This is a genomic window from Streptomyces fragilis (assembly GCF_003112515.1).
GTDB lineage: Bacteria > Actinomycetota > Actinomycetes > Streptomycetales > Streptomycetaceae > Streptomyces > Streptomyces fragilis.
In genome coordinates this window covers 1,089,769-1,108,685 of sequence record NZ_BEVZ01000002.1, presented here as the reverse complement: position 1 = coordinate 1,108,685, position 18,917 = coordinate 1,089,769, and the positions used below count along the sequence as shown (strand labels likewise).

Sequence of the window (18,917 nt, the reverse complement as noted above, 5' to 3'; positions counted from 1 at the left end):
CGGTCTCACTCCACGGGACGGCCCGTGGGGCCGCTCCCGGAGTCCGGGCCGGGGGTGGAGACCACGGCCCCGGCCCAGGACAGGGCCTCCCAGCCGCCCTCGGGTGAGCCCTCGAGGATCACCACGCCGGTGTTGTCCAGCGGGTGGGACGCGGCGAACTCCACGTCGACGTCGGCGGCGCGGGCGGCGGTCCAGGTGCGGATGGCCGCGCCGTGGCTGACGAGGGCGACGGTCCCGGCGCCGAGGGCGGCCGCCTCCTCGACGACGGCGTCGTAGCGGCCGAGCATCTCGACGCCGTTCTCGCCGCCCGGCATCCGCCGCCCCACCTGGCCGGCCGCCCAGGAGAAGGCGATCTCCATGTACCGCAGCCCGCGCTCGCCGTACCCCGGCTCGCCCTCCAGTTCCCCGGCGGTGATCTCACGCAGGCCGTCGCGCACCCGCACCTCCAGGCCGAGCTTGCGGGCGAGCGGGCGGGCGGTCTGCTGGGTGCGCAGCAGGGTGGAGGCGAACAGCGCGCCGATGTCCTCGCCGCGCAGCGCGTCCGGGAGGGCCCTGGCCTGCCGCTCCCCCAGCTCCGTCAGGGCGGGGCCGGGCACGCGGGTGTCCAGCACGTCGTGCGCGTTGGACGGGATCTGCCCGTGGCGGATGAGCAGCAGACGCATCCGGTTCCCCTCCTTCCGTTCGGCGGTTCGGCGACGAGGGGCGCGTGTGCTGCCGGGTTCCCTTTCCCGGTGGTTCGTGCACCTGTGCGCTCCGGTGGCCCGTCCTTCGGGGCGCGTGCGGTGTGTCTGCGACGGGAAGTCTCCTCGAGCGGGTACTCGTCGGGAATGACGCGTGACTTCGGTGCAGGCGGGGGCGCGGGCGGCGCCCGGGGATCGTGCGGAACGGCCAGGGGGGTGCTGCGACGCATGCTGGACGCGGACCGCGGTGTGTTCGAGGCGGTGGCCAGGCAGCACTGGCCCGGGGCCGGGGTGCTGCTGCCGCGGCTGAGCCGGGCGGCCAACCATGGCGTGCTCTGGTTCGCCGTGGCGGGCGTGGTCGCCGCCTCCCGCACGCCGCGGGCGAGACGGGCCGCGGTGCGGGGCGTCGGGTCGCTGGCGCTGGCGTCGGCCACCATCAACACCGTCGGCAAGTGGTCGGTGCGCCGTACCCGGCCGGTGCTGGACGTGGTGCCGCTGGTGCGGAGGCTGGACAAGCAGCCGCACACCACCTCGTTCCCCTCCGGCCACTCGGCCTCGGCCGCGGCCTTCGCGACCGGGGTGGCGATGGAGTCCCCGGGCTGGGGCGCTGCGGTGGCCCCGCTGGCGGGGGCGGTGGCGCTGTCCCGGGTGTACACCGGCGTGCACTACCCCGGCGACGTGCTGGCCGGGGCCGCCCTGGGCGTGGGCGCCGCCTTCGCCGCGCGGGCCCTGGTGCCCACCCGCGACCAGGGCAAGCCGCCGGCCCGCCCGCGCGCGTCCGCCCCGGCGCTCACCGACGGGGCGGGTCTGATCATGGTGGTGAACAGCGCCTCCGGCAGTTCCGAGCGGGCGCAGGCCCTCCGCGCCGCGCTCCCCCTGGCCAAGATCGTCGAGTGTGAGCCGCAGGCGCTGGAGGACGAGCTGGAGCGCGCCGCCTCGCTGGCGCGGGTGCTGGGCGTCTGCGGCGGGGACGGCACCGTCAACGCGGCTGCCCGGATCGCGCTGCGCCACGACCTGCCGCTGGCCGTGCTGCCGGGCGGGACGCTCAACCACTTCGCCTACGACCTCGGCGTGGAGGACGTGCGCGGACTGGCCCGGGCGCTGGAGCGCGGGGACGCCGTCCGCGTGGACGTGGGCATGTTCTCCACCGCGCAGCGGCGGGGCGTCTTCCTCAACACCTGCAGTCTGGGCATCTACCCCGAGCTGGTGCGGGAGCGGGAGCGGTGGGCGGGCCGGATCGGCGGCTGGCCGGCCGGTGTGCTGGCGGCGGCGCGGGTGCTGCGCGCCGACCGGCATCCGCTGGAGGCGCGTCTCCAGGGCCGGACGCACCCGCTGTGGCTGCTGTTCGCGGGAAACGGCACCTACCACCGGATGGGCGTGATGTCGGGGCGGCGCCTGGACCTCGCCGACGGCCAGCTCGACGTCCGGGTGGTGCACGGGGGCCGGCGCCCGGCCCTGCGGCTGCTGTCCGCCGCCCTGGCCGGCCCGTTGACCCGCTCACCCGCGCACGCCGCCGTCCAGGTGCCGCACCTGCACATCGAGCGGGTCTCGCCCGGCACCCTGCTGGCCTACGACGGCGAAGTCACGCGGGTGGAGGGTTCGGTGACGTTGCGGAAGCTGCCGCGCGTCCTGACGGTGTACCGCCCGATGCCCTGACCGGGGAGGACGGCCGCACGCCCACCCGCGTCGACCGCATCATGAGACGGATATCTCATGATGCGGTCGACAGGGCTAGCGTGGTGCCCGTCGGCAGTTCTTCGCCAAAGGGGGCGCAGCATGGGCAGGGCACAGGAGACCGCGGTGTACACGCACGGGCACGGCGAGGCGGTGCTCCGCTCCCACCGCTGGCGGACCGCGGCCAACTCGGCCGCGTACTGGCTGGGTTCGCTCGCCCCGGGCATGCGGGTGCTGGACGTCGGCTGCGGCCCCGGCACCATCACCGCCGACCTGGCGGAGCTGGTACCGGGCGGCCGGGTCGTCGGCCTGGAGCGGGCGGCGGGGGTGCTGGAGGCCGCGCGCGCCGAGGCGGCGCGGCGCGGGGTGGCGAATCTGGAGTTCGCGGTGGGCGACGTGCACGCGCTGCCCTACCGGGACGGCGAGTTCGACGTGGTCCACGCCCATCAGGTGCTGCAGCACGTGGGAGACCCGGTGGCGGCCCTGCGGGAGATGCGGCGGGTGACCCGGCCGGGCGGGCTGGTCGCGGCGCGCGACTCGGACTACGGGGCGATGAGCTGGGCGCCGGCCTCTCCCGGCCTGGAGCGGTGGCAGGAGCTCTACCGCCGCACGGCGCGCGCCAACGGTGGTGAGCCGGACGCGGGGCGTTTCCTGGCCGGCTGGGCCGCGGAGGCGGGAGGCTTCGAGGAGGTCGCCGAGTCCTCGTCCGCGTGGGTGTACACGAGCGCCGAGGAGCGCGCCTGGTGGGGCACGATGTGGGCGGAGCGCACGTCGGCGCCCGTCTACGCGGACCGGGTGCGGGAGCTGGGCCTGGCCGGCCCGGAGGCCCTGGCGGAGATCGGCGCGGCGTGGCGCGAGTGGGGCGGCGCGCCGGAAGGACGCTTCACGGTGCCGCACGGCGAGATCCTGTGCCGCGTGGCGGGCTGACCGCCCCCTGAGCCGGGGCTGCGGCCCGAGCCGGAGCCGCGTGTCGCCGGCCCGAACCGGGGCCTCTACCGGGCTCCGCCGAGGGAGCAGAAGGAGTACGGGGCCCACGGGCCGGTCAGGTGGACCTTCACCCCTCCCTCGGGGAGGGTTTCGCGGGCCTTGTCGACCATTTCGACGAAGCCGCCGGACTGCCGGCGCGGCACCAGGTAGGCGGCGTCGAGGAGGTTGCGCCCCCAGGCGCCCTCCTCGGCCTCGGTGACCTTGAGGATGCGGGGCGGGTGCAGCCGGGCGTCCTCGGCGGCGGCGCGCAGTTCCTCGTGCAGACGGCCGGCGAAGTGCCCGGCCTGCTCGGCGTCGGGCTCCGCCCCGGCGTAGACGCGGACGCTCCACTCGACCCGGCCCGCGAGCCGGTCGAGCACGGCGCGGATCTCGGCGGCGTGGGTCTCCAGCAGGATCCGCACGGCGCTGTCGTCCGGCAGCACGGTGGCGAACCGCAGCGGCAGCGGGGTGGTGACGGTGGTGAGGGCGTCGATGACCTGTTCGTGCGCCCTGGCCGTGGCGGTCAGCCACGAGCGGTCCTCCAGCCGGTCCCGCAGCGGCGTCTCGGCGAACTCCTCGGCGGGCACCGTGCTGACCACGGCGACCAGGCCCTCGTGGTGCACGGCGGTGGGCGGGGAGCCGGCCACGCCGGCCAGCTGGGCCTGCAGCGCCGCCTCGAACGGGCGGCAGACCGCGTAGACGTACCGCAGTCCGCTCATGGTCTCTCCTTCTCGCCGTGGAACCGGGCAGGCGGTCCGGGTCCGCCGGTGGAGGTCCGGGTTCCGCCGGTGGAGGTCCGGTACCCCAACCCTGCCCGAGCCCGGGCCGCCGCTCCAGTTCCCCCGCCCGGGACACGCGTCCCGGACGACGTCGGAGCGGCGGCCCGCGGGTCGCTCAGGCCGGCTCGATCTCGTGCCGGCCGCCCTCCTCGGCGGTGAGCTCGTCCTCGTCCGGCCCCGCGTGGCGGTCACCGGCGTCGTCGTGCGACGAGCGGGTGAACATCTCGCGGACCGTCGAGTCGTCCCACCAGGCCGTCGCGGCCCCGGCGGTGCGGACGCCCTCCATCAGCAGCCGCCGCCCCTGGCCGGCCAGGTAGGCACGGGGCTCGTCCCGGCCGACCAGCACGATGGCGACGGCCACCACGAGCGGCAGCGTCCGGGTGCGTCCGACGACGTAGCCCGCGGTGGCCGCGAGCCCGAGTTCCCAGCGGTGCGCGTTCATCCGAACCCACCTCCCCCCTGCTGCACGCCGGCAGCGGCCTCGAGCCGCTCGAGCAGCTCGTCCTCACGCCGGTCGAACTCCTCCTCGCTGATCTCGCCTGATTCCAACTGCTCCTCCAGACTCGCCAGTTCGGCGCGGATAGTGGCAGGGTCGTAGTAGATGCGCTCGGCTTCGCGCATCACCTGGCGGATCACCCAGGCGCTGCCGCGCACCGGCGCGAACGGCAGCAGCAGCACCTGGGAGAGGAGTCCCACGGCGTCACTCCACGGCCGCGCCGGCAGCCTGCCCCGCGCCGTCCTGGGCGTGGTCGGCCGGGCCGGGCTCCACGAAGCTGTAGGGCGGCAGCGGCCCGTTGACGCGCAGCTGCACGTGCGGGTTCGCCTCGCGGTACTGCTCCACCGCGGCGATGAACCGGTCGGCGGTCGCGGTGTCCACCAGGAAGGACAGGTTGGTGATCCAGCCGGTGGACTCCGCTCCGGTGGCGACCGAGGCGGCCTGGGGCTCCAGCGCCTGCTGCAGCGCGGCCGCGTCCACCTCCTCGCGGGCCTTGACGGCGCCGACGACCATCTCGCCGAGCTTCAGCTTGTCGTCGTGGCTGCCGCCGCCGGCCTGCCGGTTGGCCTCGGCCAGGGATCGCACCTCGGCGTCCTCGGCCATCACCACGTGCAGGACGGCCTCCTCGTCGTGGTTGGCCTTGACGTTGTACTCCGCCTTGCCGTCCAGCGCGCGCAGCCGCTCCGCGTAGTGCCCGGAGCGCTCGGACAGGACCCGCAGCACCGACTCGTCGTCCGGCGCGACGTTGCCGAACCGCATCGGCAGCACGCAGCCGCCCGCGCCGGCCTCGGCGAGGATGGTCTGGTGGGCCAGGAGGTCGCGGCGCTTGGGACGCAAATCCTCCGGCGCGTCGCCGACCACGGCGACCAGGTCGCCCTCCTTCAGCAACCGCACCGGGTTCGGCGGGTCGCCGACGCCGCCCATGCCCTCGGGCAGCGACGGGTGGGACGCCGAGGCGATCCCGTAGACGTAGGTGCTCACTTCTCCTCCTCCTTACGCCGGGACGACGCGGGTTCCTTGCTTCCCTCGCGGCCCTGCCGGAAGGCGTCGGAGATGCTCTCGGCTGCTCCCGAGAGCGCGCCCTTGGTCTTGCCGTGGGCGCCCGATTCCTGCATCTCGCCGACCAGGTCGGGCAGGCCGGGGTTCTTGCGCGGACCGGACTCCAGGTCGAGGCGGTTGCACGCCTCGGCGAAACGCAGGTACGTGTCCACGCTCGCGACGACGACACGTACGTCGATCTTCAGGATTTCGATGCCGACCAGGGAGACGCGAACGAACGCGTCGATGACGAGGCCCCGGTCGAGGACGAGTTCGAGAACGTCGTAGAGGCCGCTGCTGCCGCCTCCACCACCGCTCTGCTGTGCCGGTACAACCGTCACGAGTGCTCCTCACTGTTTCCGGGCAGGGCTCCGCCAGGCATGCGGGCCCCTGCCCTGTCACGGGAAGTCGGGCGGACGTTCCGCGGCGCGTGAACCGCCGCGGTCAGCGGCGGTTGCCGTCCGAACGTCCGCGTTCGTAGCGCCTGATGCGCTTGTAGCCGGTGAGCATGCCGTCCGGGTCCAGGTCGACCTGGTAGGTCCCCAGGAGGCTCATCGTGTCGGGGACGCGCTCGAGTTCGAGCACCTCCACCTGCAACGACCAGCCGTCCTCGGTCCTTTCGAAGGACGACACCGACTCGGCGGCCATCCCGGTCAGCTCCTCGAGCTGACCCCGCGCCTCACGCAGCACTTCGGTGGGGCGCGGCCGGCGCTGTTCCGGCTCCTTCTTCTCGGTCTTCTCGGTGTTCTCGGTGTCTGCAGTTTCCTGCTTCGATGAGTTCGTCATGGCCACCTCTGTGAGTGCGGATGACCGGTGACCCTGACGGCAAACCTCCCGATGCACACCGACCGGACGCCATGGCGGACTTCCCGTGACAGGCCCGTGGGGCCGCCCCACACATGGGGCGGACCCGTGTCGGTCCGGTGGAGGCGGGACGGCGTCAGCCCGGCACGCCCTGCTCGGTCAGCAGGCGTGCCGAAGCCACGATCGAGGCCGCGTCGATGCCCGCCTCGCGCAACTGCTCCTCGGGGCTCGCCGACCCGGGCATGGACCGCACGCCGAGCCGGACCAGCCGCGGCGACGGGGCCCCGTCGTCGAACGCGGAGGCGACCGCGTCGCCGAGGCCGCCCTCCTCGTGGTGGTCCTCCACGGTGAGCAGGCAGCCGGTCTCCGAGGCGGCCCTGCGCAGCGTCTCGCGGTCCACCGGCTTCACCGAGTACAGGTCGACCACCCGTACCGCGACGCCCTCGCGGGCCAGTTCGTCGGCCGCCTTCAGCGCCTCGTGGACGGTCACGCCGGCCGCGACCAGGGTGAGCCGGTCCTCGTCCGAGGAGCGCAGCACCTTGCTGCCGCCGACCGGGAACTCCTCGTCGGGCCCGTAGAGGACGGGGCCCTTGCCGCGCGAGGTGCGCAGGTAGCGGATGCCGGTGAGGTCCGCCATCCCGGCGACGAGCTTCGCGGTCTGGTTGGCGTCGCACGGGTAGAGCACGGTGGATCCGTGCACCGCCCGGAACATCGCCAGGTCCTCCAGACCCATCTGGGAGGGCCCGTCCTGCCCGATGGACACGCCCGCGTGCGAGCCGACCACGTTGAGGCCGGAGTCGCTGACCGCCGCCATCCGCACGAAGTCGTAGGCCCGGCTCAGGAACGCGGCGAAGGTGGACGCGTAGGGCACCCAGCCGCGCGCGGCCAGCCCGACGGCGGAGGCGATCAGCTGCTGTTCGGCGATGTAGCACTCGAAGAACCGCTCCGGGTGCTCCTTGGCGAAGGCCTCGGCGCGGGTGGAGTCGCTCACCTCGCCGTCCAGGGCCACCACGTCGCCCCGCGCGGTGCCGAGGGCGGCGAGCGCCGCCCCGTAGGCGTCCCGGGTGGCCGCCTCCTCGCCCTTGTCCCAGCGCGGCAGCTCGGGTTCTCCGATGCGCGGGGCGGGCCTCTCGGGGGCCTCGCGGGGCCCCCCGACCTCGACCCGCAGATCGCGTTCGCCGCCGAGTTCGGCGATGGCCTCCTCGGCGTCCTTCAGCGGCTTGCCGTGCAGCCCTTCCTTGTCCTCGGCCGCGGCCACGCCGCGGCCCTTGAGGGTGCGGGCCAGCACCACGGCGGGCTGGCCGACGGTGGAGGACGCCTCGCCCAGCGCCCGCTCGATCGCCTCGGTGTCGTGGCCGTCCACCTCGACGGTGTGCCAGCCGAACGCCTTGAAGCGGCGCGCGTAGGCGTCCAGGTCGTGGCCGTGGCGGGTCTCGCCGCGCTGGCCGAGCCGGTTGACGTCGACGATGGCGGTGAGGTTGTCCAGGTGCTCGAAGGAGGCCTGCTCGGCGGCCTCCCACACGGAGCCCTCGGCCAGTTCGCTGTCCCCGCACAGCACCCACACGCGGTACGGGGCCTTCTCCAGCCGCTTGCCGGACAGGGCGATGCCCACGCCCACGGGCAGGCCCTGGCCCAGCGAGCCGGTGGCGGTCTCCACCCAGGGCAGCCGGCGCGGCGTGGGGTGGCCCTCGAGCCGGCTGCCGTGCTCGCGGAAGGTCAGCAGTTCCTGGTCGTCGATGGCTCCGGCGGCCTTGTACGCCGCGTACAGCAGCGGCGAGGCGTGCCCCTTGGAGAGCACGAAGCGGTCGTTGCCGGGGTGGCCGGGGTTGGCGAAGTCGTAGCGCAGGTGGCGTGCGAGCAGCACGGCCATCAGGTCGGCCGCCGACATCGAGGAGGTCGGGTGGCCGGACCCGGCGGCCGCGGCGGCGCGCACGCTGTCCACCCGCAGCTGTTGTCCCAGCTCGGCGAGGTGGGCGGCTTCGGCGGGGTCGAAGGCGTCGGTGGGAGCGGGTGCTCGGTCGTCGGAGTGCATGGGTCCCCTCGGAATCGGCGTTGCGCGTGACCTCATCCGCGTCCCCCTGGCCGGGTGACCGAAACGGCCGGGGCTCACTCGGGCGGGCGCATCCGGAAGTCGTGGCGGGCCGGCAGGGGCTCGTCCGTGCAGGCGGCCCACAGGCGGCTGAGGGTCTCCGAACCCTCGCGCAGGTCCGCCACCTCGAAGTCCTCGTCGAGAACGGCGCGGGCGGCGTCCCGCCGGCCCTCGGCCAGCAGGATCTCCACCTCGAGGAGCCGGAAGCGGCCCCGGGCCCGCGTCCGTGCGGGCAGCCGTTCGTACACCTCGCGGGCGCGCGCCGTGCGGCCCACGCCCAGCAGCGCCTCGGCCGTCTCGCGTCCCAGCGCCGCGAGGGCCGGCTCCCACCCGTCCGGGGCGGGCGGCCCCGCGTCCGGCCCGTGCGGGGTGCAGGACGTGTCCGGTCCGTGCGGGACGTCGGGGGTGTGCGGTCCGTGCGGGACGTCGGGCGTGTCCGGTGCGTGCGGGACGTCGGGCGCGTCCGGTGCGTGCGGGACGTCGGGCGCGTCCGGTCCGCGCGGGGCGTCGGGGGTGTCCGGGGTGGCCGGATCGCTGCCCGCGGCGGCGCGGCACAGGGCGTCGAAGGCCTCCTCGTAGCGGTCCGCGGCCCGCTCGGGGTTGTCCTCCTCCTGGTCGGCGAACGCGGTGCAGCGCAGCAGGGCCCAGTGCCCGGGGGCCGCCTTCAGCCCGCGCTCCCAGCTCCGCACGGCCTGCGCGCGGTCGCCGGCGTGCCACTGGGCCAGGCCCAGGTGGTACTCGGCGGTGGCGGTCGCGGCGGCGGTCTCCAGCATGTCCCGCCAGTGCGGCGCGACCGGCGTCGGGCACGGCGGACCGGCCTGCGGGTCCTCCTCGGGGAGCGTGCCCTTGCGCAGCAGCTCCAGCCAGGGGCGTTGCTCCTCCCCCAGCGTGTCGGGGGCGAAGGGCGTCCCGGGCAGCGCGAAACCGCCGCGCAGCACCTCCAGCGCGCCCCAGCCCGAGCCGGTGGCGAGCCGCTCGCCGGGCTCGGTGTCCGCGGCCGGCGACCAGGCGGCGTAGGCGGCCTCCACGTCGGCGCGGGGCAGCACCGCCTCCAGCCGTTCCTCCGCCGTGGCCAGGGCGTGGGACCAGTCGTCGCCGTGCGCCGCGGCCGGGTCCACGTCCAGCGGGCCGTACGCCTCCAGCCAGGACACCTCGCTCTCGGCGTCCAGCTTGACGTGCTCCAGCTGGGTGCGGGCCAGCCCGGCCTGGATCTCGCAGTAGCCGCCCGTGCCGGGCTCGGTCAGCCACTCCTGCCAGCGCCGCCCGCCCGGGCCGCTGCCCCAGACGAACAGCTTGCGTCCGCGCAGCGTGTCGGTGGAGGTCTGCACGAGCCCGCTTCCCGCGTCGTCGAGGGCGGCGATCCACCCGCGGCGCCCGTCGGGCACGTCGTAGAAATAGTCGGCCGGGAAGACGCTGTTCAGCGGCCGGGTGCGGTCGACGCCGTCGTAGGCGGGCACGTCCACCCGGCGGAGCCGTCGCGTGTAGCCGAAGTGCCAGGCGGCGTCGGCGGGCGCGAGAACCCGGCGCTCCTCGGGGACGGCGATGTTCGACCACCAGTAGGTGGGGACGGGCCGTTCGTGCGGGTTGCGGATCCGTACGCCCACGTACAGGAAGTCGGAGCCGTCCGGCAGCCACAGGTCGACCTGGAACGGCAGGTCGCGCAGTCTCTCCCACTCCCACAGCCGCAGCATGACCCCGCCGTCGGGCGCGGTGACGCGGGCGGCGTGCAGCGGGGAGCAGGAGAGCGCGGTGTGCCCGGTCGCGCCGATGTTCCACTCGATGCCGCCGGAGAACCACGCGCCGTTCAGCGCGAAGCAGGCGGGCTGGAACACCGGGTTGCGGTACAGCAGTTCGCGTCCGGTGGGCTTGTGGACCAGGGAGGCGATCCGGCCGCCGAGCGCCGGCAGCACGGTGACCCGGAGACGGTCGTTCTCCAGGACGACCGTCTCCACGGGCCGGGGCTCGCGGCGGCGGTCGTAGCCGTCACGGATCCGCTCGGGGAGCAGTCCGGTCAGCGGGGCGTACCCCATCTGCCGGGCCATGTCCCGTGGCAGGCCCTGCCGGTCGCGGTCCTCGACCTGGTGGACCTCGTCCAGCGGCTTCAGCGGCGGCAGGGGGTTGTCGGGGCCCAACTCGGCGGCGGGCAGCGTCAGCACCTCACGGCGGATGGTCGTCACCCGACCATGGAAGCGGCCAGGCGTCCCCGGCGCCAGAGGCGGGTCGGTCAGTCCTGGATCATTTCCGCGGTGATCGCCCAGCGTTCGTGGTCGCGCCAGGCGCCGTCGACGAACAGCATGCGCGGGGAGAACCCCTCCTTCGCGAACCCGGCGCGGCGGGCGAGCGCGATCGAACGGGCGTTGCCTGGCTGGACGTTGATCTCCAGCCGGTGCAGGTTCAGCGGCGGCGCGAACGCGTACCGGACGAGTGCGGTCAGCGCCTCGGTCATCAGGCCGCGTCCGGCGGCGTGCGCGAACGCGCCGTAGCCGAGGGCGCCGGAGCGGAAGGCGCCGTGCACGATGTTGTTGACGGTCACGTATCCGGCGAGGGCGCCGTCCTCCGTGCGGTCGCAGACGAGGAAGCTCTCCTTGTCCGCGCTGCCGGTGATCCGCCACGCGTACGCGCGGAACGCGTCGGGGGTGTCCGGCGGGAACAGCCACGGGTGGTGCAGCTCCCGGCTCTCCCGGGCCCGGGCGGTGAACTCGGCCTCGTCGGCGAACGTGAGGGGCCGCAGACCGACCCGGTCGGTGACGGCCACGTACGAGCTCTCGTGCATGTCGATCACCCTACCGATCCGGCCCTCCCGTCACCGGGCGCGGGCCTAGGCCAGGGCCGGGCGGTCCAGGGTCAGGGTTCGGGTCTCGGTGTCGAGTTCGGCGGTGACGCCGAAGGGGATGGTGAGGGCGCCCTCGCCGTGGCCGAAGCCGAACTCCTCGGCGACGGGGACCCCGAGGCCCCCGAGCCGGTCGGCGAAGAGCGCCCGCAGCTCCTCGTAGGGCCCGCACCCCAGCCAGGAGCCGAGCACCACGCCGGCCACCCCGTCGAGCCACCCGGCCCGCAGGAGCTGCGTGAGGATCCGGTCCAGCCGGTACCGCTCCTCCTCGACGTCCTCGAGCATCAGCAGCCCGCCCCGCGCCCCGGCCCGCGCGTGCGGCGTGCCCAGGTCCGCCGCGAGCAGGCTGACGCAGCCGCCGAGCGTGACGCCGCGGGCCCGCCCGGGCACCAGCGTCCCGCCGGAGCCGGTGATGACCTGCGTGGTCTCCGGCGCGAAGAGGGTGGCCCGCAGGTGCTCGCGGGCCTTCTCGTTCTTGAGGAAGTCCACGCCCGCGGCCATCGGCCCGTGCAGCGTGACCAGTCCCATGCGGGTGGCGAACGCCTCGTGCAGCGCGGTGATGTCGCTGAAGCCGACGAAGACCTTGGGCCCGGCGGCCCGCAGCGCGGACCAGTCGAGCAGGTCCACCATGCGCTGCACGCCGTACCCGCCACGCGCGCAGATCACCGCGTCGACGGACGGGTCGCACCACGCGGCCTGGAGGTCGGCCGCGCGGTCCGCGTCCGACCCCGCCAGGTACGCGAACCGCTCGTGACGGCCCCTGACGTGGGGCATCACGAAGGGGTCGAGCCCCCAGCCGCGCAGCAGGTCGAGACCGCCCTGCAGCCGCTCGTCCGGCACCGGCCCGCTGGGGGCGACGATCGCCACCCTCGCGCCCGGCGCCAGCCTCCTCGGTCTGGTCGACTCCCGCACGGTCGCCCCTACTTCCTCAGTTCCAGCACCGGCACGTCCGGCGCCTCGAAGCCGAACACCTGCGCGTACAGCGACAGTTCCGCCTCCAGCGCCCGGACCATCGTGTCGGCGCGCCGGAACCCGTGGCCCTCGCCCTCGAAGGCGATGTAGGCGTGCGGGACGCCCCGCCCGCCGGCCCGGACCCGCTCGAGGAACCGCTCGCTCGCCGCGGGCGGGCAGATCGGGTCCTCCAGCCCCTGGAGCAGCAGGAACGGCGCCTCGATCCGCTCGGGGCTCTCACCGGGCGAGCGCTCCCGGTACCGCTCGGGCACCTCGGCCAGCGGGCCGACCAGGGATTCCAGGTAGCGCGACTCGAAGTCGTGGGTCTCCCCGGAGGCCCACGCGGTCAGGTCGAGCACGGGGTAGATGACGGTGCCGCAGGCGTAGACGTCGGTGAAGGCGAGCGAGGCGGCGGTGGTCCAGCCGCCCGCGCTGCCTCCGCGCACGGCCAGCCGGGCGCGGTCGGCGACGCCCTCCTCGGCGAGGGCGAGGGCGGCGGCCGCGCAGTCCTCGACATCGACCACGCCCCACTGCTCGCGCAGCCGGTTGCGGTACTCGCGTCCGTAGCCGGTGGACCCGCCGTAGTTGACCTCGACGACGCCGATGCCGCGGGAGGTGAAGTAGGCGATCTCCAGGTCGAGCACCATGGGCACCCGGCTGGTGGGCCCGCCGTGCGCCCAGACCACGTACGGCGGCAGTTCGCCGTCGGGGCCGGTCACCTCGGGGTGGTGCGGCGGGTAGACCTGCGCGTGCACCTCCCGGCCGTCGGCGGCGGTGAAGACCCGCGCCTCGGGTTCGGGCAGGTAGGCGGGGTCGACGCTGTCCCGGTGGGCGGAGCCGATGACGCGGGCGCTGCCCAGCCGGGTGTCCAGCTCGACGACCTCGAAGGAGCGCCTGGCGCCCGCTCCGACCGCCACGACCCGGTCGCCGTGCACCGCGAGCGCGGCGGCGAACTCGCTCCAGGGACCGGCGGCGTCGACGACCTCGCAGGCCTCGGGGTCGAGCACGCCGAGCACCTGGGCGCCCTTGCCGTGCAGGACGGCGACCAGCCCGCATTCGAGCGGCGCGAACCAGCGGCTGCCCGGCGTCCACACCGGTCCGCCGAACTCCTCCTCGCGGGGGCAGACCGGCTCGCCGTCCCGGTAGAGGTTCCACCAGCCGGAGTGGTCGCTGCTCCACATCAGCCGGCCGTCGGCCGTCCACTCGACCTGGGCGACGGACTCCTCCTCGCCGCCGGCCATCACCCGCGGCATGGCGAGAACGCCGTCCTCGGTGATGTCGGCGACCACCAGTTCGGTGCCGTCCCAGGGCATCCGGGGGTGGTCCCAGGCCAGCCAGGCGGCCCGGGTGCCGTCCGGGGAGACGCGCGCCCCGGTGACGAAGTGGTGGGTGGGGCGGGACAGCTCACGCAGCGCGCCGCGGTCCTCGGCGGCGCTGCCGTCCAGCGGCACCGCCACGTGCAGGCGCCGCAGGTCGGAGGGGCCGTCGCCGGTGTACTCCTCCAGCACGCACCAGACCTCGGCCCTGCCGCCCGGTCCTTCGCGCACCTCGGGCTCTGCCCAGCGCAGGCCGCCGCCCACGGAGGACAGGGGGGTGAGCGGCTGCGGTTCGCCGCCGCCCTCCACCTCGTGGCGGTAGAGCCGCTGGTCGGCGAAGTTCACGAAGACGACGACCGGCCGTCCTTCTCGGACGGTCCCGGTCCAGGGGCGGCCGCCGTACTCCATCACCCGGCTGCGCACGTTCCACGGCGGGGGCAGCACCGATTCCTCGGTGCCGTCGGCGCGGCGGCGCACCAGGGCGCGGCGGCCTGCCTCGGCGGGCCGGGGCTCGGTCCACCAGACCTCGTCGCCGACGAACCCGGGGTACTGCGGGGCTCCGTCGTGGTCGGCGGCCAGCGCCGCCCCGATCGGCGAGGGCCACGTCCCGTACGCCAGTTTCCGCACCTGGTCCCCCATCTCTGTCAGGCCGTCCGCAGGAAGCGGTCGAGCACGCGGACGCCGAAGTGCAGTCCTTCGACGGGCACCCGTTCGTCCACGCCGTGGAAGAGCTGCTGGTAGGCGAAGCCCTCGGGCAGCCAGACGGGGGCGAAGCCGTACCCGGTGATGCCGAGCCGGGCGAACTGCTTGGCGTCGGTGCCGCCGGACATGCAGTACGGCACGGTGTGCGCCTCGGGGTCGAACTCCTCGACGGCGGCGCGCAGCTTGGCGAAGGTCGGGGAGTCCACCGGTGCCTGCAGGGCGCCTTCGCGGTGGTAGTACTCCCACTCGACGTCGGGGCCGGTCAGCTCGTCCAGGGTGCGCTCGAAGTCCTCCTCGCCGCCCGGCAGGAAGCGCCCGTCGACGTGCGCGCCGGCCTCGCCGGGGATCACGTTGACCTTGTAGCCGGCGTCCAGCATGGTCGGGTTGGTGCTGTTGCGCAGGGTGGGCTCGACCAGGGCGGCGGCGGGGCCGATCTTCACCAGCAGCTCGTCGACCTGGTCGGAGTCGGTGAGGTCGTAGCGCGTGGAGTCGATGCCGTAGACCGCGGCGAGTTCGGCGATCGCGGCGCGCACGGTCGGGGTGAGGTTCAGCGGCCAGTTGTGCTCGCCGAGCCGGGTGACCGCCGCGGTGAGGCGGGTGACGGCGTTGGCGCGGTTGACCTTGGAGCCGTGGCCGGCGCGTCCGCGCGCGGTGAGCCGCAGCCAGCCGGTGCCGCGTTCGCCGGCGCCGATGGGGTAGATCCGGGCGCCGGAGCCGTCGTGGAAGGTGTAGGCGCCGGACTCGCTGACGCCCTCGGTGCAGCCCTCGAACAGCCCCGCGTGCTGGTCGGCGAGGAAGCCGGAGCCGTCGACGGCGCTGTCCTCCTCGTCGGCGGTGAAGGCGATGACGATGTCGCGGCGGGGCCGCACGCCCTCGCGGGCCCAGGAGCGGACCACGGAGAGGATCATCGCGTCCATGTTCTTCATGTCCACCGCGCCGCGGCCCCAGAGCACGCCGTCGCGGATCTCCCCGGAGAAGGGGTGCACGGTCCACTCGGAGGCGTCGGCGGGCACCACGTCGAGGTGGCCGTGGACCAGGAGCGCGTCCGCCGAGGGGTCGGTGCCCTCGAGGCGGGCGACGACGTTGGTGCGTCCTTCGGTGCGCTCCAGGAGCGTGGGCTCCAGGCCCGCCTCGGCGAGCCGGGCCGCCGCGTACTCGGCGGCGGGGCGTTCGCGGCAGTCGCCGCCGCCCCGGTTGGTGGTGTCGATGCGGATCAGGTCGGACGCGAAGGTCACGACCTCGTCGAGGGCCTGCTGATCAGCCATACGTCTCCTCCACCGCGGCCGAGACGATCGTGGTGACCGCCTTGAAGGTGCGGATTGCGTCGTACATGTTCGCTTCGGTGTAGGCGACCTTGCGCTCGCCGACCCGGTCCACGCCCGGCACGACGGTAGCCGCGTCGGCCAGGTGTTCCGCGTCGAACTCCACGGCGACGGTACGCGGGCCGGCCGTCACGGGCTCGTGACGGACCGCCAGCGACACCGCCTCCTTGGCGGCCGCCCGGATGTCCGCGTGGGTCCGGGCCGGCGTGCGGCACACGGCCGCGTAGCGCGAGACGTGGTCCTTCACCGCGACCTTCCGCGCCTCGGGCGCGTACCCGAGGGCGTCGTCGCAGGCCACGTCGTCGCCGGTCACCAGAATGACCGGTACCCCGTACTCGGCCACCAGATGGGCGTTGAGCAGGCCTTCGCTGGCGCGGACGTCGTCGAGCCAGACCCCGGTGAGCTGGTTGGCGAGGTAGGTGTGGGCGAGGACGCCCTCCATCCCGGCGCCGCCGTGGTAGCCGATGAAGGCGATGCCGTCGACGTCGCCGTGCTGGACGCCCTCGACCATGGAGAGCGCCTTGTGCCGGCCGGTGAGCATCTCGACCCGGTCGTCGAGCTGCTCGAGCAGCAGGTTGCGCATGCTCCAGTGGGCCTCGTTGACGAGCACCTGGTCGGCGCCGCCGTCGAAGAAGCCGAGCGCGGCGGCCTGGACGTCCGAGGTGAACATCGGACGGCAGCGCTCCCACTGGGGGGTGCCCGGCAGCACGTCGGCCGGCCAGGTGACGCCGGTGGCGCCCTCCATGTCCGCGCTGATGAGGATCTTCATCGGTCGCTCCGTTCCTGCCGGTCACACGCGTGCATGGGCGTGAGTGTAGACCGAGGCGGTCAGGGCGCGATCTTCCCCCGTGCCGGGGCCGCGGGGAACCCCCGGCCGGCCCCGGCGGGTCAGTCCTGGTGCCCGAGCTGCAGGTCGCGCTCGGTGCGGCCGCCGCCGGCCACCTGCAGGACGGTGGCGACCGGCGGGTAGCCGGCGGCGATCACGGTGTACTCGCCGGAGGACAGGTCGACGAAGCGGAAGGTGCCGTCGGGGCCGGTGGTGAGGGTGTCCACGACGTTGCCCGCGGCGTCCAGCAGGGTGACCCGGGCGTCCTCCACGGGCCGTCCGCCGCCGCCCCGGACCACGCCGCGCAGCACCGCTCCGCCGGCCAGCTCGATGTCCTGCCGGGTCTCCCGGGAGGCCTGCACGGTGACCGGCAGGGCGGTGGGCCGGTAGGCGTGGGCGCTGGCGGCCAGGGTGTACTCGCCGGCCACCAGGTCGCTGATGACGTAGCCGCCGTCGTAGCCGCTGCGGGAGGCGGAGACCACCTCGCCGTGGACGTTGGTGAGGGTGACGGTGGCGTCCCGCACCGGGGTGCCGTCGGCGGTGGTGACGGTCCCGGCGAGGCGTCCGGCGCCGCCGAGGACCACGTCCATCCCGACCGGCCGCTCCCCCACCGTGACCTGCACGGCCTGCGGCTGGTGCCCGCCGGCGGCGGCGATCAGCACGTAGGAGCCGGGGCCGGGGGTGGCCAGCGCGTAGCGGCCGTCCTCGCCGCTGGCGCCGCGCCCGACCTGCTGCCCGGCGCCGTCGATCAGGGTGAGCGCCGCGCGCGGCACCACCGTGCCGTCGGCGTGCCGCACCGCGCCGCAGACGGCGATCCCGCCGCCGTAGGGGGCCCGGGCGCCGGGCACCGAGGCGGTCACCTCGACGGTGAGCGGGACGGAGGCCGCGTAGGGGGCGGCGGCAGCGGCCGCCGCGGCCGGCTCGGCGCCCTGGGGCTCTGCGGCGGGGACGTTGTGGGACACCAGCGGTTTCTCCTTGAGGAAGAAGGCGATGATCAGGCCGAGCACGAGGACCGGCACCAGGTAGAGGAAGATCCGCGGCATGGCCTCGGCGTAGGCCGCGATGTAGGCGTCGCGCTGCGGCGCCGGCAGTGCCCGCACCATCTCCGGGCTCACGGACTCGGTGTGCGGGGCGGCGGCCGCGCCGCCGGGCAGGCCGGGCAGCCGGTCGGCGAGGGCGTCGGTGAAGCGGTCGGCGAAGAGGGTGCCGAAGACGGCGGCGCCGACGCTGCCGCCGATCTGCCGGAAGTAGTTGTTGGCGCTGGTGGCGGTGCCCAGGTCGGCGGGGCGCACGGAGTTCTGGACGGCGAGCACCAGGACCGGCATCACCAGGCCGATGCCCACGCCCAGGACGAACATCCAGGCGCTGTAGGTGACCCGCTCGGTGCCGGTGTCCAGGAGCGACAGCAGCCCCATGCCGACGGCGGAGAGCGCGCCGCCGAGGATCGGGTAGATCCGGTAGCGGCCGGTGCGGCTGATCAGCTGCCCGGAGAGCACCGAGGCGCCGACCACCCCGCCCATCATGGGCAGCATCAGCAGGCCGGACTCGGTGGCGGTGGCCCCGTCGACCATCTGGAGGTAGCTGGGCAGGTAGCTGGCGGCGCCGAACAGCGCGATGCCGACGACCAGGCCGACCAGGGCGGTGACGTTGAAGACCGGGTCGCGGAACAGCCGCAGCGGGATGAGCGGTTCGGCCGCGAACCGCTCGGCGACCACGAAGAGCGCCGTGGCGACGACGGCGCCCCCGGCCAGGCCGAGGATCTGCGGGGAGTCCCAGGCGTACTCGGTGCCGCCCCAGCTGGTCAGCAGCACCAGGCAGGTCGAGGCGGCGACCAGCAGGATCGTGCCCAGGACGTCCAGGCGGGGCCGCGCGGCGGGTTTGGGCAGCTTGAGCACGAAGGCCACCACGACCAGCGTGACCAGGCCGAAGGGCACGTTGAAGTAGAAGCACCAGCGCCAGGAGTGGTGGTCGGTGAAGTAGCCGCCGAGCAGCGGTCCGGCCACCGAGGCCAGGCCGAAGGAGGCGCCGATCAGCCCCATGAAGCGCCCGCGTTCGCGGGGCGGCACGATGTCCGCGATGATCGCCTGCACGCCGATCATCAGCCCGCCGGCGCCGATCCCCTGGACCGCCCGGAAGGCGATCAGCTGGTCCATCGTCTCCGCCCGTCCGCAGGCGGCGGAGCCCACGACGAAGACGACGATGGCGAACAGGAAGACGCCCTTGCGGCCGAAGAGGTCGCCGAGCTTTCCGTAGACCGGGAGCACCACGGTGGAGGTCAGCAGGTAGGCCGTGATGGCCCAGGACATCTTCTCCATGCCCCGGAGGTCGCCGACGATCCTCGGCAGGGCGGTGGCGACGATCATCTGCTCCAGCGCCGCGAGCAGCAGCGCGAGCATCAGTCCGGCGAACACCAGCCGCACGCCGCGCGGGGTGAGCCGCGCGGG

At 74.5% G+C, this 18,917-nt stretch carries 17 protein-coding genes; 2 read left to right on the top strand and 15 right to left on the bottom strand.

What is annotated here, in order from left to right; translation table 11 throughout:
• Positions 1-5: 5 nt before the first annotated feature.
• The gene (locus tag Sfr03f_RS06875; protein ID WP_108952769.1) at positions 6-662 is read right to left on the bottom strand and encodes a histidine phosphatase family protein; all 657 of its coding nucleotides are present in this window, start codon (positions 660-662) and stop codon (positions 6-8) included.
• A gap of 246 nt (positions 663-908) precedes the next feature.
• Here Sfr03f_RS06875 and Sfr03f_RS06870 point away from each other — a divergent pair, with 246 nt between their 5' ends.
• Entirely contained in the window at positions 909-2,336 is a 1,428-nt protein-coding gene (locus Sfr03f_RS06870) for a bifunctional phosphatase PAP2/diacylglycerol kinase family protein (protein WP_108952768.1), read from the top strand.
• Positions 2,337-2,456: 120 nt separating this feature from the next.
• Positions 2,457-3,281 (top strand): class I SAM-dependent methyltransferase, encoded by an 825-nt coding sequence (locus Sfr03f_RS06865; RefSeq protein WP_108952767.1) that lies wholly within the window; start codon positions 2,457-2,459, stop codon positions 3,279-3,281.
• Positions 3,282-3,346: 65 nt separating this feature from the next.
• Here the strand turns inward: Sfr03f_RS06865 and Sfr03f_RS06860 are convergent, their stop codons facing one another.
• The 14 genes from Sfr03f_RS06860 to Sfr03f_RS06795 all read right to left on the bottom strand — a co-directional run bounded on the left by Sfr03f_RS06860 (position 3,347) and on the right by Sfr03f_RS06795 (position 18,869).
• Entirely contained in the window at positions 3,347-4,039 is a 693-nt protein-coding gene (locus Sfr03f_RS06860) for a GvpL/GvpF family gas vesicle protein (RefSeq protein ID WP_108952766.1), read from the bottom strand.
• Positions 4,040-4,214: 175 nt separating this feature from the next.
• Positions 4,215-4,541 (bottom strand): hypothetical protein, encoded by a 327-nt coding sequence (locus Sfr03f_RS30170; protein ID WP_159105570.1) that lies wholly within the window; start codon positions 4,539-4,541, stop codon positions 4,215-4,217.
• On the bottom strand, positions 4,538-4,795 hold the full coding sequence (locus tag Sfr03f_RS06850) for a gas vesicle protein GvpG (RefSeq protein WP_108952765.1): 258 nt from the start codon (positions 4,793-4,795) through the stop codon (positions 4,538-4,540). The genes Sfr03f_RS30170 and Sfr03f_RS06850 overlap by 4 nt, the downstream gene beginning before the upstream one ends.
• A 4-nt stretch (positions 4,796-4,799) precedes the next feature.
• Entirely contained in the window at positions 4,800-5,576 is a 777-nt protein-coding gene (locus Sfr03f_RS06845; protein WP_108952764.1) for a GvpL/GvpF family gas vesicle protein, read from the bottom strand.
• Positions 5,573-5,974: a gas vesicle structural protein GvpA gene (locus tag Sfr03f_RS06840; RefSeq protein ID WP_108952763.1), complete on the bottom strand. Its 402-nt coding sequence runs from the start codon at positions 5,972-5,974 to the stop codon at positions 5,573-5,575. The genes Sfr03f_RS06845 and Sfr03f_RS06840 overlap by 4 nt, the downstream gene beginning before the upstream one ends.
• A gap of 103 nt (positions 5,975-6,077) precedes the next feature.
• Entirely contained in the window at positions 6,078-6,419 is a 342-nt protein-coding gene (locus Sfr03f_RS06835; protein ID WP_108952762.1) for a gas vesicle protein GvpO, read from the bottom strand.
• Positions 6,420-6,573: 154 nt separating this feature from the next.
• Positions 6,574-8,469, bottom strand: a complete 1,896-nt coding sequence (locus tag Sfr03f_RS06830) for a transketolase (RefSeq protein ID WP_108952761.1) — start codon at positions 8,467-8,469, stop codon at positions 6,574-6,576.
• A gap of 74 nt (positions 8,470-8,543) precedes the next feature.
• Positions 8,544-10,703 (bottom strand): DUF5107 domain-containing protein, encoded by a 2,160-nt coding sequence (locus Sfr03f_RS06825; RefSeq protein ID WP_108952760.1) that lies wholly within the window; start codon positions 10,701-10,703, stop codon positions 8,544-8,546.
• 47 nt (positions 10,704-10,750) lie between these two features.
• Complete coding sequence (locus Sfr03f_RS06820; RefSeq protein WP_108953501.1) at positions 10,751-11,299, bottom strand: GNAT family N-acetyltransferase; 549 nt, start codon at positions 11,297-11,299, stop codon at positions 10,751-10,753.
• Positions 11,300-11,344: 45 nt separating this feature from the next.
• Complete coding sequence (locus Sfr03f_RS06815) at positions 11,345-12,268, bottom strand: S66 peptidase family protein (RefSeq protein ID WP_108952759.1); 924 nt, start codon at positions 12,266-12,268, stop codon at positions 11,345-11,347.
• An 8-nt stretch (positions 12,269-12,276) separates the two neighbouring features.
• Positions 12,277-14,262 (bottom strand): prolyl oligopeptidase family serine peptidase, encoded by a 1,986-nt coding sequence (locus Sfr03f_RS06810; protein WP_108952758.1) that lies wholly within the window; start codon positions 14,260-14,262, stop codon positions 12,277-12,279.
• Between the two features lie 5 nt (positions 14,263-14,267).
• Positions 14,268-15,590 (bottom strand): M20/M25/M40 family metallo-hydrolase, encoded by a 1,323-nt coding sequence (locus Sfr03f_RS06805; protein ID WP_108952757.1) that lies wholly within the window; start codon positions 15,588-15,590, stop codon positions 14,268-14,270.
• Positions 15,583-16,416: a M55 family metallopeptidase gene (locus Sfr03f_RS06800; protein ID WP_108952756.1), complete on the bottom strand. Its 834-nt coding sequence runs from the start codon at positions 16,414-16,416 to the stop codon at positions 15,583-15,585. The genes Sfr03f_RS06805 and Sfr03f_RS06800 overlap by 8 nt, the downstream gene beginning before the upstream one ends.
• A gap of 119 nt (positions 16,417-16,535) precedes the next feature.
• A complete protein-coding gene (locus Sfr03f_RS06795; RefSeq protein WP_372514311.1) occupies positions 16,536-18,869 on the bottom strand; it encodes an MFS transporter in 2,334 nt (777 codons plus the stop codon).
• Positions 18,870-18,917: the final 48 nt, after the last annotated feature.